Origin of the sequence: Bifidobacterium sp. UTBIF-68 (assembly GCF_006408855.1) — a bacterium.
In the GTDB taxonomy this organism is placed as follows: domain Bacteria; phylum Actinomycetota; class Actinomycetes; order Actinomycetales; family Bifidobacteriaceae; genus Bifidobacterium; species Bifidobacterium reuteri.
The window spans coordinates 1-21,449 of the sequence record NZ_JFAN01000017.1; the positions used below are offsets into that span (position 1 = coordinate 1).

At 65.2% G+C, this 21,449-nt stretch carries 33 protein-coding genes and 1 tRNA gene; 29 read left to right on the forward strand and 5 right to left on the reverse strand.

Annotation, left to right across the window (positions count from 1 at the left end; translation table 11 throughout):
• Positions 1–94 precede the first annotated feature (94 nt).
• The 14 genes from BW14_RS05860 (at position 95) to BW14_RS05925 (ending at position 5,772) form a co-directional block, all read left to right on the forward strand.
• Positions 95–166: transfer RNA gene (locus tag BW14_RS05860), tRNA-Gly, on the forward strand.
• A gap of 292 nt (positions 167–458) precedes the next feature.
• Positions 459–767, forward strand: a complete 309-nt coding sequence (locus BW14_RS05865; protein ID WP_140489552.1) for a hypothetical protein — start codon at positions 459–461, stop codon at positions 765–767.
• Positions 764–958, forward strand: coding sequence for a preprotein translocase subunit SecE (secE, locus tag BW14_RS05870; protein WP_140489554.1), 195 nt, complete (start codon positions 764–766; stop codon positions 956–958). The genes BW14_RS05865 and secE overlap by 4 nt, the downstream gene beginning before the upstream one ends.
• On the forward strand, positions 955–1,155 hold the full coding sequence (locus BW14_RS05875; RefSeq protein WP_140489556.1) for a hypothetical protein: 201 nt from the start codon (positions 955–957) through the stop codon (positions 1,153–1,155). The genes secE and BW14_RS05875 overlap by 4 nt, the downstream gene beginning before the upstream one ends.
• On the forward strand, positions 1,143–1,385 hold the full coding sequence (locus tag BW14_RS05880) for a hypothetical protein (protein WP_140489558.1): 243 nt from the start codon (positions 1,143–1,145) through the stop codon (positions 1,383–1,385). The genes BW14_RS05875 and BW14_RS05880 overlap by 13 nt, the downstream gene beginning before the upstream one ends.
• Positions 1,382–1,579 carry a hypothetical protein gene (locus BW14_RS05885; RefSeq protein ID WP_140489560.1) on the forward strand — a complete coding sequence of 66 codons (198 nt, stop codon included), beginning with the start codon at positions 1,382–1,384 and terminating at the stop codon, positions 1,577–1,579. The genes BW14_RS05880 and BW14_RS05885 overlap by 4 nt, the downstream gene beginning before the upstream one ends.
• Before the next feature lie 170 nt (positions 1,580–1,749).
• Complete coding sequence (locus tag BW14_RS05890) at positions 1,750–1,956, forward strand: hypothetical protein (protein WP_140489562.1); 207 nt, start codon at positions 1,750–1,752, stop codon at positions 1,954–1,956.
• Positions 1,957–2,005: 49 nt separating this feature from the next.
• On the forward strand, positions 2,006–2,575 hold the full coding sequence (locus BW14_RS05895) for a hypothetical protein (protein WP_140489564.1): 570 nt from the start codon (positions 2,006–2,008) through the stop codon (positions 2,573–2,575).
• A gap of 33 nt (positions 2,576–2,608) precedes the next feature.
• Complete coding sequence (locus BW14_RS05900) at positions 2,609–3,019, forward strand: hypothetical protein (protein ID WP_140489566.1); 411 nt, start codon at positions 2,609–2,611, stop codon at positions 3,017–3,019.
• Positions 3,016–3,351: a hypothetical protein gene (locus BW14_RS05905; RefSeq protein WP_140489568.1), complete on the forward strand. Its 336-nt coding sequence runs from the start codon at positions 3,016–3,018 to the stop codon at positions 3,349–3,351. Before BW14_RS05900 ends, BW14_RS05905 begins: the two co-directional genes overlap by 4 nt.
• A gap of 82 nt (positions 3,352–3,433) precedes the next feature.
• The gene (locus BW14_RS05910) at positions 3,434–3,751 is read left to right on the forward strand and encodes a hypothetical protein (protein ID WP_140489570.1); all 318 of its coding nucleotides are present in this window, start codon (positions 3,434–3,436) and stop codon (positions 3,749–3,751) included.
• The gene (locus BW14_RS05915; protein WP_140489572.1) at positions 3,732–4,445 is read left to right on the forward strand and encodes a hypothetical protein; all 714 of its coding nucleotides are present in this window, start codon (positions 3,732–3,734) and stop codon (positions 4,443–4,445) included. The genes BW14_RS05910 and BW14_RS05915 overlap by 20 nt, the downstream gene beginning before the upstream one ends.
• Positions 4,442–4,921 (forward strand): hypothetical protein, encoded by a 480-nt coding sequence (locus BW14_RS05920; protein ID WP_140489574.1) that lies wholly within the window; start codon positions 4,442–4,444, stop codon positions 4,919–4,921. The genes BW14_RS05915 and BW14_RS05920 overlap by 4 nt, the downstream gene beginning before the upstream one ends.
• Positions 4,918–5,772 carry an MmcB family DNA repair protein gene (locus tag BW14_RS05925; RefSeq protein ID WP_140489576.1) on the forward strand — a complete coding sequence of 285 codons (855 nt, stop codon included), beginning with the start codon at positions 4,918–4,920 and terminating at the stop codon, positions 5,770–5,772. The genes BW14_RS05920 and BW14_RS05925 overlap by 4 nt, the downstream gene beginning before the upstream one ends.
• 155 nt (positions 5,773–5,927) lie before the next feature.
• Here the strand turns inward: BW14_RS05925 and BW14_RS05930 are convergent, their stop codons facing one another.
• Complete coding sequence (locus tag BW14_RS05930; protein ID WP_140489578.1) at positions 5,928–7,475, reverse strand: hypothetical protein; 1,548 nt, start codon at positions 7,473–7,475, stop codon at positions 5,928–5,930.
• Positions 7,476–7,691: 216 nt separating this feature from the next.
• On the opposite strand from BW14_RS05930, the gene BW14_RS05935 reads away from it, so the two are divergent.
• From BW14_RS05935 to BW14_RS05945, 3 genes are all read left to right on the forward strand, one after another.
• Positions 7,692–8,480: a hypothetical protein gene (locus tag BW14_RS05935; RefSeq protein WP_140489580.1), complete on the forward strand. Its 789-nt coding sequence runs from the start codon at positions 7,692–7,694 to the stop codon at positions 8,478–8,480.
• A gap of 73 nt (positions 8,481–8,553) precedes the next feature.
• On the forward strand, positions 8,554–10,194 hold the full coding sequence (locus BW14_RS05940) for an ATP-dependent DNA helicase RecQ (protein WP_140489582.1): 1,641 nt from the start codon (positions 8,554–8,556) through the stop codon (positions 10,192–10,194).
• Between the two features lie 5 nt (positions 10,195–10,199).
• Positions 10,200–10,919, forward strand: coding sequence for a helix-turn-helix transcriptional regulator (locus BW14_RS05945; RefSeq protein WP_140489584.1), 720 nt, complete (start codon positions 10,200–10,202; stop codon positions 10,917–10,919).
• Between the two features lie 128 nt (positions 10,920–11,047).
• On the opposite strand, the gene BW14_RS05950 is transcribed toward BW14_RS05945, so the two are convergent.
• From BW14_RS05950 to BW14_RS05965, 4 genes are all read right to left on the reverse strand, one after another.
• Entirely contained in the window at positions 11,048–11,533 is a 486-nt protein-coding gene (locus BW14_RS05950; protein ID WP_140489586.1) for a hypothetical protein, read from the reverse strand.
• Positions 11,534–11,536: 3 nt separating this feature from the next.
• A complete protein-coding gene (locus BW14_RS05955; protein WP_140489588.1) occupies positions 11,537–12,010 on the reverse strand; it encodes a hypothetical protein in 474 nt (157 codons plus the stop codon).
• 253 nt (positions 12,011–12,263) lie between these two features.
• Positions 12,264–13,025, reverse strand: coding sequence for a hypothetical protein (locus tag BW14_RS05960; protein ID WP_140489590.1), 762 nt, complete (start codon positions 13,023–13,025; stop codon positions 12,264–12,266).
• A gap of 168 nt (positions 13,026–13,193) precedes the next feature.
• A complete protein-coding gene (locus tag BW14_RS05965; protein WP_140489592.1) occupies positions 13,194–13,640 on the reverse strand; it encodes a DNA-binding transcriptional regulator in 447 nt (148 codons plus the stop codon).
• Positions 13,641–14,021: 381 nt separating this feature from the next.
• Here BW14_RS05965 and BW14_RS05970 point away from each other — a divergent pair, with 381 nt between their 5' ends.
• The 12 genes from BW14_RS05970 to BW14_RS06020 all read left to right on the forward strand — a co-directional run bounded on the left by BW14_RS05970 (position 14,022) and on the right by BW14_RS06020 (position 20,797).
• Complete coding sequence (locus BW14_RS05970; RefSeq protein WP_140489594.1) at positions 14,022–14,321, forward strand: hypothetical protein; 300 nt, start codon at positions 14,022–14,024, stop codon at positions 14,319–14,321.
• Between the two features lie 64 nt (positions 14,322–14,385).
• Positions 14,386–14,613 (forward strand): hypothetical protein, encoded by a 228-nt coding sequence (locus tag BW14_RS05975; protein ID WP_140489596.1) that lies wholly within the window; start codon positions 14,386–14,388, stop codon positions 14,611–14,613.
• A 10-nt stretch (positions 14,614–14,623) separates the two neighbouring features.
• Positions 14,624–14,962 (forward strand): hypothetical protein, encoded by a 339-nt coding sequence (locus BW14_RS05980; protein WP_140489598.1) that lies wholly within the window; start codon positions 14,624–14,626, stop codon positions 14,960–14,962.
• A 15-nt stretch (positions 14,963–14,977) separates the two neighbouring features.
• A complete protein-coding gene (locus BW14_RS05985) occupies positions 14,978–15,169 on the forward strand; it encodes a hypothetical protein (protein ID WP_140489600.1) in 192 nt (63 codons plus the stop codon).
• 30 nt (positions 15,170–15,199) lie between these two features.
• Positions 15,200–15,502 (forward strand): hypothetical protein, encoded by a 303-nt coding sequence (locus tag BW14_RS05990; protein ID WP_140489602.1) that lies wholly within the window; start codon positions 15,200–15,202, stop codon positions 15,500–15,502.
• 19 nt (positions 15,503–15,521) lie between these two features.
• On the forward strand, positions 15,522–15,839 hold the full coding sequence (locus tag BW14_RS05995) for a hypothetical protein (RefSeq protein WP_140489604.1): 318 nt from the start codon (positions 15,522–15,524) through the stop codon (positions 15,837–15,839).
• Positions 15,840–16,176: 337 nt separating this feature from the next.
• A complete protein-coding gene (locus tag BW14_RS06000) occupies positions 16,177–16,830 on the forward strand; it encodes a hypothetical protein (RefSeq protein WP_140489606.1) in 654 nt (217 codons plus the stop codon).
• Positions 16,831–16,865: 35 nt separating this feature from the next.
• Positions 16,866–17,291, forward strand: coding sequence for a hypothetical protein (locus BW14_RS06005; RefSeq protein WP_140489608.1), 426 nt, complete (start codon positions 16,866–16,868; stop codon positions 17,289–17,291).
• A gap of 34 nt (positions 17,292–17,325) precedes the next feature.
• A complete protein-coding gene (locus BW14_RS06010) occupies positions 17,326–17,811 on the forward strand; it encodes a hypothetical protein (protein WP_140489610.1) in 486 nt (161 codons plus the stop codon).
• A 401-nt stretch (positions 17,812–18,212) separates the two neighbouring features.
• Positions 18,213–18,380: a hypothetical protein gene (locus BW14_RS11940; protein ID WP_181162313.1), complete on the forward strand. Its 168-nt coding sequence runs from the start codon at positions 18,213–18,215 to the stop codon at positions 18,378–18,380.
• Between the two features lie 1,116 nt (positions 18,381–19,496).
• Entirely contained in the window at positions 19,497–20,165 is a 669-nt protein-coding gene (locus BW14_RS06015; RefSeq protein ID WP_181162314.1) for a hypothetical protein, read from the forward strand.
• On the forward strand, positions 20,156–20,797 hold the full coding sequence (locus BW14_RS06020) for a class II glutamine amidotransferase (RefSeq protein ID WP_140489612.1): 642 nt from the start codon (positions 20,156–20,158) through the stop codon (positions 20,795–20,797). Before BW14_RS06015 ends, BW14_RS06020 begins: the two co-directional genes overlap by 10 nt.
• Positions 20,798–21,449: the final 652 nt, after the last annotated feature.

Below are 21,449 nucleotides of genomic sequence, written 5' to 3' on the forward strand. Positions count from 1 at the left end.
CCGGCATACGGCACAGGGCCGCATGCAAGCGCCAGACAACACGGTGTTTCCAGGGGCGGGCCCTCCGACCCCAGGCGCGCGAACAGGAGGGCATGCGGCATTAGCACAACGGCCAGTGCACGGGCTTCCCAAGCCCGGGACGCGGGATCGGCACCCGCATGCCGCTCCGGGCACGACGTCAACGCCACCCGGTCCGTACCCGCATAGTGCCGGACCACAAGGGAACGATGGGACGAACAGACGGAACACTTGCTAACCGCCCAGGACCGTCCCAGCGCCACGCCCGGCCCATGGGCGCCGAACAGGACGCGAACCGGCCCGACACCGGACATGGGCACGGCATACGGCACAGGGCCGCATGCAAGCGCCACACGACCCATAGGCTGCGTCCCGCCGGCCGGACGCGCGCGACAAGGCCGGAACCACATCACGCCAAACCGACAGAAAGGGGCGCGCACATGAACGGGGAACAACCGCACGCCACCGGGGAGCAGCCACAAGCCACCGAAGAACGGACACAACTCGTCCGCGGACTGCTCGCCAAAGGACTCAGCCCGCAGGCCGCCGCGATCAGGGCCGGCGTGTCCGCGGCGACCGCCTACCGGATCCGCGACGCCATGGAACAAGCGGACGGACAACCCCGCTACACCACACGACAGGCATTGAGAAAGGGACTCGCCGAATGGCTATGGAACACCAACATGCGAGAGGAAGACATCGACGGCCTCGCCGCATACCTCTACGACCTGCACTGCACACGCCCATGATGCGGCCGGTACACGCCATAGGAGTCCACACCATCCAGACCTGGGACGAGCTGCGCAAGACCGTGACCCCGACCACCCATGAATGGCTGTCATGGAGCCTGGCCGCCTCCACATTCGTGCTCGCCCTCATGACATTCGTCTCGGCCACCGACTGGGGATTGGGACGGCTCGTCCTGACGGTCTTCGGATGATGGACGCGCATCCGATCGCATGGGGAGCCATCATATGGCTCCCCATGCTCCTGCTGGCCTTCACACTGATGGGCATATGGGCGGGCCATCCCAGCCACGCACGGTTCTACCGTCATTGCGCCGCCGCGGCCGCACTGCTGCTCGCCGTACTCGTCCCCGTATTCACCCTGGAGGGATTCATCCCATGGATCTCGTGAACACACCCGCACCGGCGGCCGACACAGAGAACCCGCGGCTGATCATCCCATTCATGGAAGGCGCGCCACCGATGCAGGACAACGGCAAGACGACAACGGCAGCAGGCCCGCTGGTCCAAGCGGTGATCACACAGATCAGGAACCGCAGGACACGCGACCGCACGCTGATGGGCGGGGAAACACACGACAGGACGCCGGACACGGCGGAACAGGAGCAGACGGACAAGTGACAGCGCTCAGAATCCATACGGTAGACGATTCCGGCACGATACTCACCGCTGACCGCTCCGTCAGGAACGGGTGCGCGGAAATCGGCATCGACCGGCCCGGCTTCATCCGACTCGCCGCCACACTGCCGGTCGAGGACATGCTCCGCCTGTCCGATTGGCTCAGACGGCAGGCACAGGAGGAACTGCACGCCTGACCCGCCTCCGCAAAGGCAAAGGCGGCGGACCGGCAGCCAATGCGGGCACGCCCGGTGCCGCGGAACGGAACCTGCCCCGTTGGCCGGCAAGCATCACCCCTCATCTGGGTTCCTCTCATCACCGGCATCACACCGGCCGACAAAACACATGCGATTCAGGAGGAAAAACAATGGAACAACACTGGTCCAGCCTGCCCAAACGAACCTGGTACTGCCCCAACTGCGGACGGCAGATGACCGCCCAACTCAAGAAGGACAACGCCACCGGCAACGCCTCATGGATCATCGGCTGCCGTGACCCGGAACACTTCCACACGCACGGCTACCTGAACGCGGCCATCGCGGAAATCCAATTGATGAAGCTGCTCAACCAATGAAATACATCAGCATGCGGGAGCAGCCGATTCGGAAAGGCGGCAAGGACCAGTGAAAACACCAATAGGGGTCACGATCATCAGCCCGGATGATCTCGACCATATCCTCGACAGCGCCGTCCGTTATGCGTGTGGACGCGGCACATACGCGGACAGCGCGGTCCTCGACGTGCTGGAACGCAACCGGATGCGCCTGCGCAAGGCCACGGCCTTGGCGTTGGCCGACTGGATCGAACGACGGGAGCCGCACAACAGCCGGTGGACGGACATGGCATGGCTGCTGCGACGCGGCCCTTGGGACAAACCGGGACCATTGGAAGCGGACGGCGTGGACAGGCGTATCCTGTTCGCCTGCGCATTCCGCCATGACATCGACTCCACGGACCCGCGTATGCCACGCCTGTGGGAGACGTATACGAAACGGTATCCGCAGGTATTGTTCACGGACTGGTGGAACCGGGTGAGCGCCCGCGACCTCGTATGGGGGAACCTGATCCCCCTGGACGAGCCGTTGGGCGACGTGCAGGACGTCGCCGGACGCATCCAACCGGTGGACGACCGGTGGGTGCGCGTGTTCCGCATCCTCCGGGACACGCCCGAATACGGGAAGGGGAAGGCATGAACGGCATTCAGACCGTGGAAGGAGGGGACTCTGATGGATTGCATGTGGGCGAAACCGTTCATAGAGAACAGTGACGGTTCATGGGATGTGGACGACTGGACGGACGGCATGCCGGACAACATGGCGGAGGAGATGAAGAGCGCTTACCTCACCATGCTGGATACGAGGCTACATCGCCTGGACCCCATGCTGGGCGAACTGGATTTCGGGGACAGGGTGATGCCCGCCCGGTTCGACAAGGACGGGTATCCCGTGGAACGGTACGACGCTTTAGCGGGCCGGCTCACCGTGGACGGGACCGGCCTGCCCGTCGTCGAATACAAGGGGGAGTCGTATTGGAGCCCGCATCTGCTCGCCCAGGCTTGGCACCGTCTGCTCCAACCGGGGAGGCGTCATGACCGGAATGGCGGGCGGGCGGCTGGCGGACGGGTGGAGGCGGAATGAGCATCATCAGCCGTGAGGCGGCACGCCGGTATCCGCGTCTCGCCTACCCCGGCTACGAGAACCCCGACTGGGGCGACACGGGCCTGAAAAGCGCGTACACGTCCGACGACATGCAGGAGGCCTACATTGAGGGCGCGCAACGGGAATGGACCGACACGGAGATCGACGCCGGAGCGGAACGGCTCTTCTACAAGGAATGCAGCGCGTCCGGCCTGTTCTTCAATATCGACTGGGACAGGCTGCCGGAAGGCGGTAAAGCCAAGTATCGGAGCCGCGTGAGAGGAATCCTCGCCGCGATCCGTGCCAAGGCCACCGAAGAGGACGCGGAATGAGCCGGGGAGCGGCATCGACGCCGATTGACCAACGCCCGGACAATGGGGCAGCCCATCGTCCGGAAGAGAAAAAGGAGGAAGCATGATCAGGAAGTACCACAGGATAAGCCGCTGCCCGGAATGCGGGGGACGGATACGCCCAAAATGGGAGTTCATCGGCCACCTCTACGCGAGCCCGTTCTGGCAGCTGGTATTCCAATGCGCGCGATGCGACAGCCGGTGGCTGTTGGACTGGGATTTCGAACCCCGCAAGGACGATGCCCTACGGTATGGCATCCGCAGATGGAACGCCTACCGCAACGGGGGTCGGCGTCGTATCGTCCGCCTGACTCGCCGACACGTGAAAACTTGGAACGACACCAGCAAGGAGGGGACTGATCATGGACATCACAGGCCGTGAGACCGCATGGTATGCGATCGAATCCCATCTGGGGCAGCTCACGTTCACGAAGACCCGACCGTCACGGGAATCCCTGTACTGCGGGCAATGCCATGACACGGACCGCGTGTACGGGCCGATCCGGTTCACGCCCAATGGAGTGCTCGCATTGGCGGAATGCCTGCGCGACGCGTGGCCGGTCCCGCCCTGCCCGTGGGAGGATCCCGTCTCATGGCTGGAGGATGTGGACCGGAATCTGGATTGGATCGCACGCGAGTCGCCCGTCCCGTTGGACGTGGACTCGTGGAAACGGTATGAGCGTCGCCGGCTTCACGCACGGTGGGCCGAAGCCGGATTGCTGCCGTTCGACCGGCGGCGCTGCATCGATTATTTCACCACTGAGACGCGGAGTCTGCTGGCGAACGACCATCGGATGCCAGCCGCCCCGGCGGGCCTGCTGCTCGCCCATGATTTCGCGGACGAGACGGATCCGCAGACGCCGCCCATACCCGCCCCTTGGCTGGGCTGTCTCCTGGAGGCGCGCATGCGGGTCGTGCCCGGCTATCGGCCAAGGTGGCTGGACATGATGGACGCTTATCCCGGCTGGCGGCTGACGCCCGCCGAAAACACAGACGGCCGGCCGTGGCGCATCCCCATACTGGGTGGCGGCGTCATCGCCGTCCAATGGTTCGAGAGGGAAAGGAAACGCAAGTGAGCATCCTGTACCACGGCGGCGTGCCCGGATTGAAGCCGGGCGACCTGATCCAGCCCGGGCACAGCCGCGACGACAGGCATGACGATTGCCCGATATGCCGGCAACGGCGGGAACTGGGCGCCGCCGCGCCCGAAGGCACCAGGCATCCGGAAAACGTGTACTGCACCACCGACCGCCTGTACGCGAAACTCTACGCGAGCATGGTCGGACAAGGCGACGTGTACCAGGTCGAACCGGTAGGCCCGCTCACCCCGTCCACGGACGAGGGGGATCCGGAAGGCTGCTACCGGTGCCCGGCATTGCGCGTGAAACGCATCGTGGACGTGCGGGTGACGCTCACCATGAAGGAACGCCGCCGACTGGCCCGCCGATACCCGGACCCGTTGAACCCATTGCCACGCAACGCGACCCCCATGATGGTGGAACGCTGGTGGCGTCGGCAGATCGCCATCATAGAAGGGGTGATGGGAGAATGATGGACGATACGCAAACGGTGTCTGCGTTCGACATCAAAGCTGCATTGGAGCAACGGTGGCGCAGAACCGGCCGAGCCGGGTTCTGGACCGAGATCACCGTGCCCGCCCCCGACGGCGACCTCCGCCTGGACGGGGTCGCGTTGGAATGGCAGTACGGGAACATGTGGGTGCACGGCTACGAGATCAAAATATCCCGCTCCGATTGGCTGCGTGACGCGAAGTACGAACGCTACAGGAAATACTGCGACACGCTGACCGTCGTCTGCCCGAAGGGCATGATCGGGCGTGACGAGATGCCCGGCGACATCGGGCTCATGTGGTTCGAGCCGGACAAGGCCACGCTCCGATACAGGCGCAAACCCGGCTACGACGCGCCGGACAAGGATACGGGCATCCTCAAGGACCGGCTGTTGCGCGAGATCGTGCGCAGCGTCTGGTACGACCCGTCCGTCAGCCGGTACGGCCGGTACGCGACCGCCCGCGAATACCTCGACCAGAAATCGGAGATGAAGGGTGTCGGCCGCGCGCTGGGTTCCAGAATGGCGTTGCGTCTCCAAAAACTCGAAGAGCAGTGCGAACCCACGCACCGGCGTCGCACAGAAGCCAAAGCCGCCGCCTACGACCGGCTCGTCAACCTCCTCTACGACTCCGGCTGGCGGCAGATCGAACCCTGGACGGACCCGCAGCACATCGACGGCGCGCTGGAACGCCTCGGCGAGGCGCTGCGGGATACGGTGCCTGTCGGACTGCTCGACGACGCGCTGGGCGAGGCCATCGGCCGGCTCGAAACGCTGCGCGAACGCTACGGTAACGCCGGTGGCGAGGACAAGGAGGATGCTCATGGCGAATGAGTGGATGCCGACCGACAGGGGGTGCGTGATTTCTTCGTCGACGGCGGGGACGACCTGTATTCGATGACCGCGAACCCGGATCCGCCGGTGGCTTCCGCAAACGAAAGGGCCCGGACCCCCATGACGGGGATCCGGGCCCTTGTGATCCTATGCCGTCAGGCGCGACGACGCCTGAACCCCAGCACTGCCAGGCCGGCGGCCAGCAGGCCGCCTAGCATGGCGAACACGCCGGTCACGCCTGCGCCCGTCTGGGACAGTTCGCCCTGGTCCACGGCATTGCCGGAACCCTTGCCCTGATCGTCGGACTGGCCTGGCTTCTGATCGTCCTGCTTGCCGTCGGACGTGCCGGCCGGGCTGATGGTCAGCGTGCCGAACGTATACTCGCCGCTCTTCGGCAGCAGCAGCACGTCACCGGCCTCCAACGTCAGCGTCAGGGTCTTCGGCTCATGGGTGGTCGTGTCCGACGGGTCGGCCAGTGCGAGGGTGGAGAGACCCTTCACCGGGTCGCCCAGGTCGGTCAGGCCGGTCTTCGCGTCGTAGGAGGCGTTCTCGCGGTGGCTGATGGTCACGTCCTTGGAGGCGTTGTCGCCGGACGGGGCCTTGTAGGTGAGCGTGTACTTGCCGGCCTTCAACGCCTTCCACGAGCCGTACAGGGGCTCCTTCGCGTCGTCCGCCTTCGGCGTCACGTCGCCCTTGTCCGACACGTACACGCCGGTGCCGGTCTTCGTCTCATTGCTCAGGTCGATGGACAGCGCCTCAAGCCCCTGCGGCTTCGAGTCCTGGCCCGGCTTCTTGTCCCCGTCGGACTGGCCCGGCTTCTTGTCCCCGTCCTCGCCGGTGGACGGCTTGCCGGAGGTCAGCGTGTAGTTGAACTTGGTCTTGCCGTCGGGCGCGGTGAACGTCAGAGTCCAGCCGGTGGCGTCGCCCAGCGGGGTGCTCCCGGCAGTCCACCCCTCCGGCACGGAACCGGCCTCGGCCTTCTTGGAGCCGGCCGGGATGGTGACCGTGGTCTGAGCCGGATCGAACGCGACGGCCTTGCCGTCCACGGACAGGGTCACGCCCTTCAGATCGGCGGCGGTGTACTTGCCGTCCTTGTCGGTGTCGCCCTTCGACAAGTCATCCTGGGCCTTGTCGGCCGTGAACGTGAGCTCGCCGAACGTGTACTCGCCGCTGGAGGGCAGGAGCAGCACGTCGCCGGCCTTCACCGTCAGTACGACCGAAGTGGGCTCGTCCTTGACCGGGTCGGCCGGGTCCGTGACCTTCAGGACGCCGTCCTCCTTGACGGCCGTGCCCAGGTCGGTCAGGCCGGTCTTCGCGTCGTAGGAGGCGTTCTCGCGGTGGCTGATGGTCACGTCCTTGGAGGCGTTGTCGCCGGACGGGGCCTTGTAGGTGAGCGTGTACTTGCCGGCCTTCAACGCCTTCCACGAGCCGTACAGGGGCTCCTTCGCGTCGTCGGACTTCGGCGTCACGTCGCCCTTGTCCGACACGTACACGCCGGTGCCGGTCTTCGTCTCCTTGCTCAGGTCCACCACCATGGAACCATCCGCCGGCTGCACCGGCGCAGTGGCGGCCGGACCCGAGGCGGCGGCCCCGTCGACGGCCAGCGCAGCCGGAGCCGCGACACCGGCCAGAAGCGACGCCACCGCAGTGGCCGACGCGGCGAACACCATGAGCCTGTTGTTTTCCTTCTTGGATACGGTCATGTGACCTCTTCCTTTCCTCGACCGCCGGCATGACGCCGACGGCGTGATATACGGTCCGGCGGCCGCCCCGCGGCACGCCGGGATGGGAGGACGGCCCTGCCGGACGCATCCCGTGAACCCCACGGGACGGCCACCCGCGCCGCCGCCGATATCCGCAGGCGCAAAGGTGGGGCGGACAGGCCGGAAAGGCCCGCAAACACAGAGGAAAGGCACCGCATGACCGACGGAACCAGCATGCCCGGGAAGGGCTCCGAAGACGAGACCCAACTGCTCCAGCCCATCAAGGAGTACAAGGACGAGGCCAAGCCGCTCGACCTGCCCAAGGCCGGATTCGGGGGATACCGGACCGACCAGGTCGACCAGCTCGTGTCGCAGCTGCGACGACAGCTCGACAACGAGAAGAAGGCCAACCAGAGGCTCAAACGCGAATACTACGACCTGCAGACCGAAAACGGCAGGCTCAACCAGCGCATCGCCAACCTCACCGAAGAGAACAAGCGGCTCCGCTACGCCGCAGACAACCCGTACGAGCGGATCGGCGTCGACATGCAGGACATGGTCAACAGCGCCAAGGCCGAACGCAGGAAGCTCCTCGACCAGGCGCGCAAGGACGCCGAAGCGACGACGGCCGCCGCGAACAAACAGGCCGAAGGGATCATGCAGGAGGCGCACGCCCAGGCAGGGAAGACCACCGAGGCGGCCGAGGAACGCAGACGCAAGGCCGACCAGGAGGCCGACGAACGCATCTCCCAGGCGCGCGCCCAGGCCGAAACGCTCGTCAACGACGCGCAGGCCAAGGCCGACGCGCTCGTCAACGCGGCCCGCTCCAAGGCCGACAGGCTCGACCGCGACTCCAAGGCCCGCTGCGAGGCCGCCGACCGCCGCGAGAACGAGGCCGCCGCCAGCGTCGCCCAGGCGCACCGGCTCCTCACGGACGCCGCCGCCAGGCTCGACCGGCCCGCCCCCGCCATCCTCGCCACAGCAGTCCAGGAAGACGCCGAATAACCATACCGCCCAGCAGAAAAACACCCCCAAGTATGCTATACTTGGGGGTGTCATCATAGTGGGAGGGAGAACCATGGCGGACAAGAACGGATACGCGCTGGCCGCGCTGCGCAGGACCTTCGGATACGGGACCTTCCGTCCGGGTCAGGAGGAGGCCGTCGACGCGATCGTGTCGGGGCGCGACGTCATGGCCGTCATGCCCACCGGAGGGGGCAAATCCATCTGCTACCAGCTGCCCGCCGCCAGACCCGGCACGTTCACCCTGGTCGTCACGCCCCTGCGCGCCCTCATGCGCGACCAGGTGCGCCACCTCGACGAGGCGGGCGTGCCGGCCGCCCTCATCGACAGCGGCGTGGACGAACGCGAACGCGCCGGGATCTACGCCAAGGCGATCGCGGGCGGGCTGCGCATCCTCTACGTCGCGCCGGAACGCCTCCACACACCCGACTTCGCCGAATTCACCCGACATGTCGCGATCAGCCTGCTCGCCGTGGACGAGGCCCACTGCGTGCTCCAATGGGGAGGCGACTTCCGCCCCAGCTACATGCGCATCGGCGAATACATCAGGGGACTCGAGCCAAGGCCCGTCGTCATCGCCCTCACCGCGACGGCCAGCCGCACCCAGGCCGACGAGATCATCGGACTGCTCGGCCTGCACGACCCGGTCCGCATCGCCACCGACGCCGACCGGCCAAACCTGCACCTGTCCGTCGTCAGGGCCCGGCCGCGCGAACGGGCGGAGGCCATCATCCGATGGGCGAGGACGCACCAGGGCAGCGGCATCATCTACAAGGAGAACCGGAAAGGCTGCGAACAGCTCGCCGCCACGCTGCGCGCCGAAGGCATCGACGCGGCCGCGTTCCACGCAGAAATGGGGGACGCCGACAAGAAGAAGGTGCAGGACGGGTTCCTCTCCGGCTCGCCCAGGGTCATCTGCGCCACCAGCGCGTTCGGCATGGGCGTCGACAAGCCCGACGTGCGATGGGTCCTCAACGACGGACCATGCAAGAGCCCGGAAGCCTACTGGCAGGAGGCCGGACGCGCGGGCCGCGACGGCCTGCCCGCCGAAGCCGTCCTCTACTGGAGCCCCGGCGACTGGCGATGGCTCCGCCGCGCCGCATGGGAGGCCAGAAGCCGCGCCGAGGAATCCGGGGACCCGGCCCGCATCCACGCCGCGGAACTCATGGACACGCGCCTCGACGCCATGGACGACTACTGCCAGACCAGCGGATGCCTGCGCGCCGCGATGCTCGCCATCTTCGACCCGCCGGGCACCCGACGCCCGGACTGCCGCAACTGCACCAACTGCGAGACCCGGACGGCCGCCGAAACCAGACGGACTGCCGACAGCGCATCAAGGAAGGCGGCCCGCAGAAAAAGGGAGGACCGCCGGACGCGCGCCCGGACAGGGGAGAGCACGCCCATGGACCGGGAGGCCATCCGCGCCGCATGCACGTACGTCGCAAACATCCGACGAGCGCGCGGCCACGGCGTCCGTCCAAGCGTGCTCGCCGCCGCCCTCCACGGATCCACCAGACACGCGGTCACCGAACAGGGCCTCGAACTCATCGAAGGCCACGGCGCGTTCGCCGGCCGCAGCAGGCCCGCCGTACGAGGCATGATCGCCACACTCGAAGCCATCCAGGCCATAGACACCCGCACCGGCACCGTCGAACCCGGCCCCCTGTTCGACCTCTACATGGAAGGGAAGTGACGCCCATGAGCGGCAAGGCCGAAACCAAACCCGCCGACGGACGCACCCTGCGGGCCATCAGACAGGAGCGGAGCATCCTCGAACAGACCCTCGCCCGGATCACCGGCATCGACCCCGACACCATCACCGGCATCGAGGACGGAAGCCTCCCCACGGACGCGCTCACCGGCCAGCAGGCACGGGAATGGGGGAAAGCCATCGGCGTCAACCCCGAACGGATCCGAACCGCATACGACGCGACAGGGGAGAAGCCGACGCCCATGCGCCGGCTGAGGGAATCGCACGGCTGGACAGGACCCGAACTCGCCATGCACGCCGGAATACCATACCGCAGCCTGCGCCAATACGACGCCGGCACACGCGACGCGAACAACATGACCGCAGGCATGCTCGCAGCCATCGCCGCCGCGCTCCACGCCAGCATGGAACAGGTCGCGGGCCGCTGCGAACAACCCGCACCTGCACCGAAGCCGCCGGCCGGCTGGACGGGGACACGCCTGGCCTGGCACCGACGCCGTCAGGGACTCAGCCAGGCCGGACTCTCACGGGCCAGCGGACAATCCATCCAGAACATAGGAGGCATCGAAACCCGCCGATGGGCCGCCGCGAACAAACGCAGCCGCATCATCCTCGACCTAGCCGCCGCCCTGCACATCCCCGCCATCGAACTCCTCGACCCCGAAACCACCCACGACCCGACAAGGGACCCATGCGGGGAACCGTGAATCCGCCCGCGGTCCGAACCGCGCAAGAGGGACAGCAAACAGTCCGGAACGAGTCGAAAGACGCCGGTCCTGCACCGGTTCCGTCAAGGCCTCAGCCAGGCCGGATTGCCGATCCGGTTCCTTGCCGCCTATCTCGGATCATGCGACACCCTCGTCGCATGATCCCCCGGCCGGCCGTCGCCTGCCTGCAGTCCTGACTCGATGCCGTACTCCTCGCGCATCTCGTCCATGGCTACCGTGGCCGCGATGTTCCACAGGACGTGCGGCCAGCCCGTCATGTCGGGCCAGGCCGCCCAGAAGTCACGGTCAGTCGCATAGCCGCGCACCGTGACAGTAGGTTCATCCCTCACGGCGCTGGAATGCCGGATCAGCTCCCCGATCCGGTCGCACATCACGTCCGTCATGGCCTCTATCGCGTCGAACATGTCAGGCAGCAGCATGCTGATGTTCGCGGGTATGCCGCGCACGCCCTCCCAGCTCGCTATCGTCGGCTGTTTGACGGGAGGGCGCGGCGAACCGTCCGGCATGGGGCTCACCAACGCCAGGCAACGGCCCAGCTCCTCCTGCGAGAGGCCGAGCCGTTTCCTGCGCGTCTCCAACTCCAATGGCGTCATACGTCAATCCTCCTTGTGGTCCGTATTGGCGTGCCAGTCGATGTAGTGGCATGCCGCCCAACGTTCGGCGTCGTCCATGAGGTATTCCCGCACGTCCATGCCCTGTCCGATCGCATAGTTGACGACGCTGTGCAGCCGTTCGATGTCGGGATAGTAGAAAAGGGTCTCGTTGGCGTATTTCGACGTGTGGTGCCAGCTGGTGCAGGTCAGCCATGCGCCGAGCAGGATGTTTTTCGGCATCGCGATGAACGCGGCCATCACGTCCTTCCTGGGCAGGCCGGTCAGGTCTTCGGTGGTCAGGTCCGTGTGTTCGAGCAGGCCGGCGTCGATTCCGCCGTCGAGGATGTGGCTGAGTTCGGCGATCATGGCCGTCCTGTTCCATTTCGAGAGGGGCATTTCGCCGCGCGCGTAGGCTTCGAGCGCACGCACGCTCATGCTGCTGCCGACGTATCCGCGCTGGTTGTATGTGACTGTCATGATCTGGTTCCTTTCCAAGGTGCGGGCATGGCTCCAACCTTCCCGCTGATGTAATAATTTTATCACATGACGTGTGGTGGCGCAATCGGCGTTTCGGCAGGAATGCCGGTATGATATGAGGTATCCCGCAAAACCGGATACATGCTCCCCACGCTTGTGGGGATGATCCCGTGAAAAGGGTCAGACATGGAGTGTTCCCCACCATAGTGGGGATGATCCCGTAGATAGGACAGGTTGCGGGGTGTTCCCCGCACTAGCGGGGATTATTTTTTCCGGGAGCGTCATACCGGTATGCGCCGAGCGAGGGGAATTGCAGCCCAGTGCGTGTGATTAGCGTGTTGACGCGCCACCACTCCGTCATACCCTCCACGCCATTCGCATAATCGTTTTTTCCTCGCTCCACGATCAGATCCCATTCGGCCTCGGCCAGACGACGCGCCAAACGCCGGGTGTCACCATCCAAAAGGTCCCCGCAATCGTCCAGCAGATCGAGGACGGCCAGAGGATTCACCCGCATCAACCTTAGAGCCTCCGCGGCAGCATATTCGATGGACCCCGCCATGTCGGAGCCGTCGAAGTTGCCCGGATACGCGGCCTCGGTGATACGCCGGCCGGCATCCATGGCCGCCGTGACCTTCCCGCGCAGCTCGTCGCACAGGACACGCGCCTCGGCATCATCCACCATGCCACGCTCCCCATAGGGTACATGCTGCCCGGTGAAGCTCACACTGTCCTCGCACAGGCTCCAATACTCGGACACCGTCGGATGCTCCACCCAGTCGGACACCCACCTGTCGAACCCCGCATCCGGCACCTTGCCCACGGACGCGAGATATGCGTTTTCGGCTTCCACGATCCGCGCAGCCGCATCATCCCCCATGCCGATGGCCCAATCGCTTGCCGCCTGCATGTCCGTCGAAGGCAGCAGGTCAGTACGACGTCCCTCTTGCACCTCATACATGCGACGCAGTATGGCGACGACGTTCATCAGCCTGCTGTGTTCCGTTCCGGCCATGATTCCTTCCTTTCCAAGGTGCGGGCGTGGTTCGAGCCTTCCCACAGATGTAATACTATTATTACATATGTTGGCGTGAACGTCAAATCCCCACCCACGGCGCATGCACCCGCCCTGACGGGATGGCGCCGGCGCCTCCGTGGGGCGCGTGCATGCGTCCGGACGGGATCAGGGGCGGGTCTCCGCGAACGCGATTGTCACGGGCAGGCCCAGGACATGCATCCTGTCGGAGGCGAGCCTCGTCGCCGCGTTCGCCGTCCTCCAGGCCGAGGGGTCCGGATGTCCCGGATGCGCGTCAAGCCATTGCGACGCGTCGCGCCAGTACGTGAGCATCAGGGGCGCCGGCTCCACGCCCCGCTCCCGCGCCACGGCCGCCGCCTGCGAGGCGATGTCCACCAGCGCCGCCGCCTGGGAGGCGGCCTCCCGCCAGACGCCTTCGACCAGATCCCAGGCCTCACGCGACGGTGGATAGAACTCTTTCGGGTCCTCCCAATTGCGCACCGTCCTGGGCGTCACGCCCACACGCTGCGCGACCCACGCCTGCGGCAGGCCCAGCATGTCCCGCAATAGGCGGAAATCCGCCTTCGACCTCGTATCGGACAATCGTTCGTCCATCACGCACCTCCCTGCACCAATGGTTTCCTCATATAGGAAACAATACGACCTTAAAGCGGAAACAGCAAGTTCGTGGTTTGTGTCCCGCCGCCCCGAGGTGGTGGCGGGACGGCCTCCGGCGGCCCAAGGGGCTCGCCCGCCCCTTGGGGAACCCCGCCTTGGCGCCCGCGTCCCGCAGGCGGGGCGCGGGGAGGTTTTTTCCCTTCTTCGGCGGGCGGGCAGCATACCGGCGTCGTCGCGCCTGTCAACGTCGACACACGCGGCCTCCTGCGTCGGCCCGGGTGTCGGCTTATGACAGGCGCTCCTTTGGCCGGGTACGCGTCCGCTGACCGAAGAAGGTCAAAAAACAAAATCAGGACCCCACACCAACAGGAGGCAAAAATGACCACTCGCAGCATCGCAGACTATCCGGCACTCAACATCTTCGTCGGCGACGACTTCGCGGACCTGCGCACCCCCAGCGGAACCCTGCTCATCGACTGGAATGCGCGCACGAATCTCATGACCCGCCACCCCGACGGCATGACCTCGGAAACACGCCCGGCTGACAGCCTCGACTACGCGTATTGGCTCAAACACGAACTCGAACAAGCCGGCACGTTCGTCGCAGTCATCCCGGTACTAGGCCAAGGCCAAAACGAATACGACCCCGCCGAAACCCTCGACCTCTGCAACGCCTGACCCAGCAAACCCCAACATGTGGGCCGTGCTCTCACACGGCCCACCCCTCACAAGGAGATCCCTCATGAAACTCTTCATCGCACAACTGCCCGTCACGCTCCGCTGGTGCGTCACCGACGGCAGCGACATCTACGACGTCAACGGCATACGCACGTTTGAAGATCGAACCGACGTCACGCGCACCCTCACCGTCTTCGGCATTAGCGTTCGACGCAATGTGCTCATGATCGACGACCACCCCTGCGACGGCGTCGAACTCTATATAGCAACCCATCCAGCTCCCACACGATAGGAGACCCATCATGAACACGAGCACGCAAAGCCCCGCAGCCGTCAACCTGCGTATCCGCCAACCCAACGGCGACCAATACGACGTGTACGAACGCGCCGACCAAGGACACAGCGGCAACGAGGAGACCGGCAGATTCTACATACTGCACCGCACCGCCCGAAAAATCCCAAGGAACCTCAGCAGCCTGGCCGGCGTCAGCTTCAACCTCACCGCGAACGGCACCATCACCGATTGCGAAGGCTTCAGCATCTACGAGAATATGGCAGCCCTCTGGGTGCAGGAGGACAAGCCGACGCCACTGCCCGAGGCCCGTCGGATCATCAGCCAATACACCAAGGACAACCAGTAAAGGACCTGCATCACCATGAAACGATTCACCCTCGAATACACCGAAACCTACAGCGGAACATTCACCATCGAACTGGGCGACGACTCCACCGAAGACGACGCCGTCAACGAACTCCTAGAAAACGCCGACCATTACCGTGTCGGCGAAACCGTGGAGCTCACCGACAGTGACGCCACCGTCACCAACATCAACACCATCGACGACTGACAGCCCAGCACAGGACAAAGGAGAGAAGCCATGAGCGCAACCGTAAGCGTCACCATCGAAGGACCAGGCGACGGGAAACTGGCCGGCACCGCGTGGAACATGTCGGACGACATCCAGACCTACATCTACCCGCAGGACATCGACCAGTTCACGGACGCCTTGGAAGCCTCGGACCTCATAAGCGAAGGCCCAAGCGACGAATACACGCGCACCTTCTACGCGGAAGAATACAAAGACCTGACAACCGCACTGGGGCAGCAGGCCGAAATACTGCACGAAGCGCCCAACGACCAGTATGCCGAATCCCCGGCCCGCGTGGAAATCCTCTATTAGACGAAAAGGAAAACAAATCATGAACGACTTAATCATCAACAAGGCCATAGGCAAACCGGCGGGAACCATCCTAGACAGGCTTGACATGGCAGGTGTCACGTTCACAGTCGAGACCGTGCCCCATGGCTGGCCGACCATCCGACGCAACGGCATCACTGTGGCCGATACCGGCACCACCTTCACTACATTGGCCGATGAACTGTACCGTTCCCCCACAGTCGTCCGCAGATGGGTGACCGCCGCACCGCTCGCCGAACGCTTCCGGCGCTGCGGGATCGACGTGCCCGACTGGATGGAACATGAAACCGAACGGCCTGCAGGACGCAACGAAATCTGAAGGCGAACCGTCTGACCCCCGCCGTGACCTGTGTCCCGCCACCCCGCTGCGGGGTGGCGGGACGGCCTCCGGCGGCCCAAGGGGCTCGCCCGCCCCTTGGGGAACCCCGCCCTGGCGCCCGCGTCCCGCCAGCGGGGCGCGGGGAGGTTTTTCCCCTTCTTCGGCGGGCGGGCAGCATACCGGCGTCGTCGCGCCTGTCAACGTCGACACACGCGGCCTCCTGCGTCGGCCCGGGTGTCGGCTTATGACAGGCGCTCCTTTGGCCGGGTACGCGTCCGCTGACCGAAGAAGGTCAAAAAACAAAATCAGGACCCCACGCCAACAGGAGGAACACACCATGAACACCACAACCGGAATCCCCGTCTGGAGCAACGCGAACGCCACACTCGAAGCCATCCTGGACGACGCGCGCGCCGAAGCCATGGACCTGGCCGAAGAGACCATCACGCGGCAGGGGACCGACCCCGCAGACGACTGGCTCGTCAACACCATCATCGAAGCCGGACTGCAGACGGCCAGCACGCGGAACCCATGGAACACGCCACGGGCGGAGACCCTGCGGCAGGCCATCGAAGGCCTCGACCTCGGCACGCCGGGCCTCGCCAGCGCCGCAGCCGAATACAACGACGCATACCGTCAGGACGAGATCGCGAACCTCGACGGTATCCGCCTCGACCGGCCCGTAATCATCACCGGCAAAGCGGAAATCTGGCGCGGCACACGGACCATGTGCAGCACCCTCCGGTTCGACACCATCGGCGACATCATCCGCCAGGCACCCTGGAACGACATGGACGTCGACGACTGGAGCATCGACCCGAACGACGACCTGCGATATACGGGAATCCACCACGACGGCGTCAACACCTGCACATACCGGCAGCTCAAACCCGACGCCCGAATCACCACGCACACCAGCTACTCGGCGATCCTGCGCATGAGCGAACCGCTCGGCCCCATCATCCGCAGCCACTACGGCATCGAACGCTGAAAACAACCGGCCACAAGAACCAAAGGAGAAGAACCATGTCCTATCTCAGCTGCTACGACGGCGCCCTGCGCCTCCACCATCCAACACTCGACCCGCGGCAGACAGCGGAGGAAGCAACCCGCATCTGCAGGACCATAGCAAACGGATGGCTCGACCCGGACAACGGAATCACCAGGATCAGCACCGACCCCGCAGACACCGAACCCACCGAACGGTGGCCGCAATCATGCGACGCCGTCATCCTCATCGAACCCGAAGGGGAAGAGACCTGGTACGACTGGCGCGACCACGTCGAACAGCTCAGGCAAGCCCTCGCAGAGAAACACATCGAATGCCGGGGGACAGTCCGCCGCCACAGCGACGAAACCTATGAACCCGACTACGAGCGGATCACCATCACCCCCGACCGGTGCACGAGCGAATACGCATGGCCGACATTCCCCGACGGCGAGAAATGGTGACCGAAAAACAATGACAAACCAAGGAGCATCCGACATGCAAGAACTCATCATCGACGGCGAACCCGTCACCTTCCAAACGGACTGGTACGTATGCGCACGCACCGGCGGAGCCATGCCCACGGAGGAACGCGAACGACTGCTGGCATCACGCGGCGCCAGCTGGCACGCGGCCCCCGAAGACGGCGACGGCGAAAGCGCTCTCGAAACCCGCACCGTCCTCGTCGGACGATACGAAAACGGACGGCTCGCCCTGGCCGCGCAAGGAGAGGACGGGCTCATGGAAACGGTCAGCGTCAACCTGCCCCACGAGCCCATCAAAGGACCCCTCACCCTATGGATAGACCCCGCCGCCGCATACACGGCGCTCGAAATGGAACGCGCCGGACTGCTCGCCGACACCGGAATCCAGGCCTGCTACGGCGCATACGGCACCCTCACCCGACTCATGCGCCTCACGCCAGCCGACGAGACCGCGACCATGCAGGCCATCCACACAGCCATGACAGGAAACAACGAATAAACACCGCCCACGGCAAGCCACCGCCACCGGACAATGTCCCTCCACCCCGCAGCGGGGATGGAGGGACGGCCTCCGGCGGCCCAAGGGGCACAACCCGCCCAGAGGACCGCAGACATCACGGCATCCACGGGTGAACGAAGGACCCCGGAACCACACAGGAACCTTCAGGAACATGATCACCGGCACCCCGCAAACGGGACACGACCGGAACCGATGCCATGGAATCCGCCCGCAGCCATTCATTTTTTCCTTCCTCCCTGGTTGATGGCTCCCGCATGATGCCATGGGCCGGGGATCCGTGCAACCGGGAAACGCCACGCCTCCGGCGGGAGTGTCCCGGTTGCGCGGATCCCTGGCCCACGGCCTCCTTCTCCCGTCATCAACCAGAAAGGAAAGAAAAAATGAACGACAACAAGCAGAACACCATCGCAAACGACCCCTGGGCACCGCAATACACCGACACCGAAACCATCAACCACGCGAAGAACGCCGGCACCCTCCCCGAAAGCCTGCCCTCAACCCCGAAACCAGGGGAGATCGGATTCGACCCCTGGGCGCCACTGGAATAGCGGGAACGGCTCGCAAGAGCCACCCCGCCCGGGGTCCCGCAACCCCGCTGCGGGATGGCGGGACGGCCTCCGGCGGCCCAAGGGGCTCGCCCGCCCCTTGGGGAACCCCGCCCCGGCCCCAGAGCCCCCGGACCCCACCCAGGCGCCTGCGCCCCGCCCAAGGACGGGACGCAGGCAACAAGACACGAACACGAAACCAAGCCAGACAACCGGAAAACCCAGGCCGCCCGCTACGCACCCGGCACCCGGCCCGGCGGGACCACAGGCCCCGCCGAAACGGAATCCGCGCACAGCGCGGATACCATCCACCGCGCCACGCCCCATACGGGGCGATGGACGCGAGAAAAAGCCCACAAAGAAGCGGGCAACGATCACGCAGGGGGGTTCCGGCCGGTTTCATTCTCGCAGGCGGCGGTGTTTCCGCAAGCGTTCGCGGGTCCGTCGCCGATGGGCGTCGCTCGCCAACAGGCTCGCATCATACGCCCAACGACGACAGACACGCGGCTTGCGAAACACAGCGGCTCGCCTGCGTGAACGAAGCCGTCCGGAAAACAAAGCGAACGACATAGGAGCGTGACACACATGGACAACAACACACGGACGCAGGGCGAAGCCATATCCGAAACCCTCTGCGAGCGTTGCGACGAACCCATCCCCGCCGACGCATATGCATACGAATGCCCCGACTGCGCAAGCACCGTATGCAAGAACTGCCGCATCACATGCGCCTGCGGCCGCACCATCTGCCGCGACTGCGCCACCGAATGCGACCACTGGGACTGCAAGAAATGGATGTGCCGCGAATGCAGGCATAAATGCGTGGAATGCCACGTATACCTATGTCCCGGACACACATGCAAATGCGAGAGATGCGACGGAGGCCTGTGCGACAACTGCCGAAACGCATGCGACTGGTGCGGAGTGGAGTTGTGCGACGAATGCGGACGCACCTGCTACGAATGCGGAAACTTCGAATGCCTGAACCACATCTTCGAATGCTGCCACTGTGACAGATGGTACTGCCAATACTGCTATGACGACCACGGGTGCTCGAACGCCGCAGAATACCGGAACCCCTACGAAGGCAGGCCCGCGAAGGAACCTTTCACGTTCGGTATGGAAATCGAAATCGACGGCGAACACGACCGCGAAGGCTTCGAACGCCATCCACTCATCGCAGGCTGGAGCAGTGACGGCAGTCTCCACAACCGCGGTTCACGCGAATACCAGACCCATCCCATGACCATGCAGGACATCGACGCCATCACCCGAGTGGTCGAAACCATCGACACGCCACAAGGCAACGCAGGCGGACACATGCACATCAGCCGCACGCCACGCCAGACCGCAGGCCGATGGTACTGGGCCCTCAAAGGACTCACCGACCAGCAGGCCGAAAACCTCAACATGCGCCACACCACAGGAAGCCGCTGGTGCCAGCTCGAACACTACCAATACCACGGCAAGGCCACCGCAGTTAACGACGACCATCTGAACACCATCGAACTACGGACGTTCGGCGCATGGAACCAGACCACCGCCCACCAGCTCGCACGCGCCGTCACTTGGATGCACGCCATGTGGCGATTCTTCCAGCGCTTCCCCAAAGGAACACTCAAGACCCGCGACATCATGGCGACCAGCCGCACCATGTACACACTCACCGAAGACCACACACCCATGCCGCCCGCAATCAGACTCGCAAGCCGGAAAGCCGCAGACGCGGCACGGCGAATCATCGACGACGCGGCACACACCCGACAGGAGGACACCCCATGTGCGTGATAGCCACCAGCCCGGCAGGCACCATGCCCACCCCCACGCAACTCGCGCTCATGAGCGAAGCGAACCCCGACGGAGCCGGAATAGCATGGCACGACGGCACCCGGCTCCACCGATACCGCAACCCCGACAACCACCGGACACTCGCCTACATCCTCCAAAACTGGAACGAACTCGAAAAACACCCGTTCCTGCTCCACTTCCGACTCGCCACACACGGCAAAGTAGGCATGGAAAACACCCACCCGTTCCGATACCGGAAACCCGACGGCCGAACCGGATACATCGCCCACAACGGCATCGCCCGCCGATACACGACCGGGCCATATGCCAACGACAGCCGCAACGCGGTACTCGCATGGCAGGCAGGGCACGCCGACCTCACCGACGGCAGTCAAGGCCAATACGCCCTCATCGACGAAACCGGGGAAATCCACTGGCTCACCAGCCAACAGAAAACAATCACCGGACAAACCGGAACAATCCAAGTCAGCAACACCCACTGGCGCGACTGGAGCGAATACACCAGCGGATACGCCGACTACCCGGACGAGTGGGAAGACGGATACCAAGCCGGATACCAACAGGCCCTCGAGGAAAACGGCATCACCACAACGCCAATCCTCGCATGGTAGCCACCCATTGTGGCAGTGTCCCGCCGCCCCGTGGTGGCGGCGGGACGGCCTCCGGCGGCCCAAGGGGCTCGCCGCCCCTTGGGGAACCCCGCCCGGCCCCAGAGCCCCCGGACCCCGCCCAGGAGGGAGCGGAGCCCGCAGGCGCACGGTCCGGACGTGTCCCGTCGTCGTGGCGTGGCCGGCCGCCATGGGCGGCCATGATGCCACGCCCCTCCGCCGGGACACGCCCCGTGCGCGCGGGCCGGCCCCAAGGCCGCGGGAAACTGAGCCCCGCCCCGATCGCCCCGGCCCCACGGCACGGCGGGCCGCACGGCGGCCCATGATGCCATGCCATGGTGCCGCGGCGCGCGCGGGCGGGGCCGTCCCATCCCGCCGCAGGCGACGGGGCCAGGCCACGCGCAGCGTAGGCCCGGCCCCGTCGGGAACACGCGTGCCCCCTACCTTTTCCCGGCGGATCCGGGTTGGCCGTTGTGTGGCGGCAGTGTCCCTCCACCCCGAGGTGGTGGCGGGACGGCCTCCGGCGGCCCAAGGGGCTCGCCCGCCCCTTGGGGAACCCCGCCCTGGCGCCCGCGTCCCGCCAGCGGGGCGCGGGGAGGTTTTTTCCCTTCTTCGGCGGGCGGGCAGCATACCGGCGTCGTCGCGCCTGTCAACG

What these genes read in the sequence shown, in the direction of transcription:
- BW14_RS05865 (WP_140489552.1), top strand. Translation starts at nt 459, where the DNA reads ATGAACGGGGAACAACCGCACGCCACCGGGGAGCAGCCACAAGCCACC.
- secE (WP_140489554.1), top strand. Translation starts at nt 764, where the DNA reads ATGATGCGGCCGGTACACGCCATAGGAGTCCACACCATCCAGACCTGG.
- BW14_RS05875 (WP_140489556.1), top strand. Translation starts at nt 955, where the DNA reads ATGATGGACGCGCATCCGATCGCATGGGGAGCCATCATATGGCTCCCC.
- BW14_RS05880 (WP_140489558.1), top strand. Translation starts at nt 1,143, where the DNA reads ATGGATCTCGTGAACACACCCGCACCGGCGGCCGACACAGAGAACCCG.
- BW14_RS05890 (WP_140489562.1), top strand. Translation starts at nt 1,750, where the DNA reads ATGGAACAACACTGGTCCAGCCTGCCCAAACGAACCTGGTACTGCCCC.
- BW14_RS05900 (WP_140489566.1), top strand. Translation starts at nt 2,609, where the DNA reads ATGGATTGCATGTGGGCGAAACCGTTCATAGAGAACAGTGACGGTTCA.
- BW14_RS05905 (WP_140489568.1), top strand. Translation starts at nt 3,016, where the DNA reads ATGAGCATCATCAGCCGTGAGGCGGCACGCCGGTATCCGCGTCTCGCC.
- BW14_RS05910 (WP_140489570.1), top strand. Translation starts at nt 3,434, where the DNA reads ATGATCAGGAAGTACCACAGGATAAGCCGCTGCCCGGAATGCGGGGGA.
- BW14_RS05915 (WP_140489572.1), top strand. Translation starts at nt 3,732, where the DNA reads ATGGACATCACAGGCCGTGAGACCGCATGGTATGCGATCGAATCCCAT.
- BW14_RS05925 (WP_140489576.1), top strand. Translation starts at nt 4,918, where the DNA reads ATGATGGACGATACGCAAACGGTGTCTGCGTTCGACATCAAAGCTGCA.
- BW14_RS05930 (WP_140489578.1), bottom strand. Translation starts at nt 7,475, where the DNA reads ATGACCGTATCCAAGAAGGAAAACAACAGGCTCATGGTGTTCGCCGCG.
- BW14_RS05935 (WP_140489580.1), top strand. Translation starts at nt 7,692, where the DNA reads ATGACCGACGGAACCAGCATGCCCGGGAAGGGCTCCGAAGACGAGACC.
- BW14_RS05940 (WP_140489582.1), top strand. Translation starts at nt 8,554, where the DNA reads ATGGCGGACAAGAACGGATACGCGCTGGCCGCGCTGCGCAGGACCTTC.
- BW14_RS05945 (WP_140489584.1), top strand. Translation starts at nt 10,200, where the DNA reads ATGAGCGGCAAGGCCGAAACCAAACCCGCCGACGGACGCACCCTGCGG.
- BW14_RS05950 (WP_140489586.1), bottom strand. Translation starts at nt 11,533, where the DNA reads ATGACGCCATTGGAGTTGGAGACGCGCAGGAAACGGCTCGGCCTCTCG.
- BW14_RS05955 (WP_140489588.1), bottom strand. Translation starts at nt 12,010, where the DNA reads ATGACAGTCACATACAACCAGCGCGGATACGTCGGCAGCAGCATGAGC.
- BW14_RS05960 (WP_140489590.1), bottom strand. Translation starts at nt 13,025, where the DNA reads ATGGCCGGAACGGAACACAGCAGGCTGATGAACGTCGTCGCCATACTG.
- BW14_RS05965 (WP_140489592.1), bottom strand. Translation starts at nt 13,640, where the DNA reads ATGGACGAACGATTGTCCGATACGAGGTCGAAGGCGGATTTCCGCCTA.
- BW14_RS05970 (WP_140489594.1), top strand. Translation starts at nt 14,022, where the DNA reads ATGACCACTCGCAGCATCGCAGACTATCCGGCACTCAACATCTTCGTC.
- BW14_RS05975 (WP_140489596.1), top strand. Translation starts at nt 14,386, where the DNA reads ATGAAACTCTTCATCGCACAACTGCCCGTCACGCTCCGCTGGTGCGTC.
- BW14_RS05980 (WP_140489598.1), top strand. Translation starts at nt 14,624, where the DNA reads ATGAACACGAGCACGCAAAGCCCCGCAGCCGTCAACCTGCGTATCCGC.
- BW14_RS05985 (WP_140489600.1), top strand. Translation starts at nt 14,978, where the DNA reads ATGAAACGATTCACCCTCGAATACACCGAAACCTACAGCGGAACATTC.
- BW14_RS05990 (WP_140489602.1), top strand. Translation starts at nt 15,200, where the DNA reads ATGAGCGCAACCGTAAGCGTCACCATCGAAGGACCAGGCGACGGGAAA.
- BW14_RS05995 (WP_140489604.1), top strand. Translation starts at nt 15,522, where the DNA reads ATGAACGACTTAATCATCAACAAGGCCATAGGCAAACCGGCGGGAACC.
- BW14_RS06000 (WP_140489606.1), top strand. Translation starts at nt 16,177, where the DNA reads ATGAACACCACAACCGGAATCCCCGTCTGGAGCAACGCGAACGCCACA.
- BW14_RS06005 (WP_140489608.1), top strand. Translation starts at nt 16,866, where the DNA reads ATGTCCTATCTCAGCTGCTACGACGGCGCCCTGCGCCTCCACCATCCA.
- BW14_RS06010 (WP_140489610.1), top strand. Translation starts at nt 17,326, where the DNA reads ATGCAAGAACTCATCATCGACGGCGAACCCGTCACCTTCCAAACGGAC.
- BW14_RS11940 (WP_181162313.1), top strand. Translation starts at nt 18,213, where the DNA reads ATGAACGACAACAAGCAGAACACCATCGCAAACGACCCCTGGGCACCG.
- BW14_RS06015 (WP_181162314.1), top strand. Translation starts at nt 19,497, where the DNA reads ATGGAAATCGAAATCGACGGCGAACACGACCGCGAAGGCTTCGAACGC.
- BW14_RS06020 (WP_140489612.1), top strand. Translation starts at nt 20,156, where the DNA reads ATGTGCGTGATAGCCACCAGCCCGGCAGGCACCATGCCCACCCCCACG.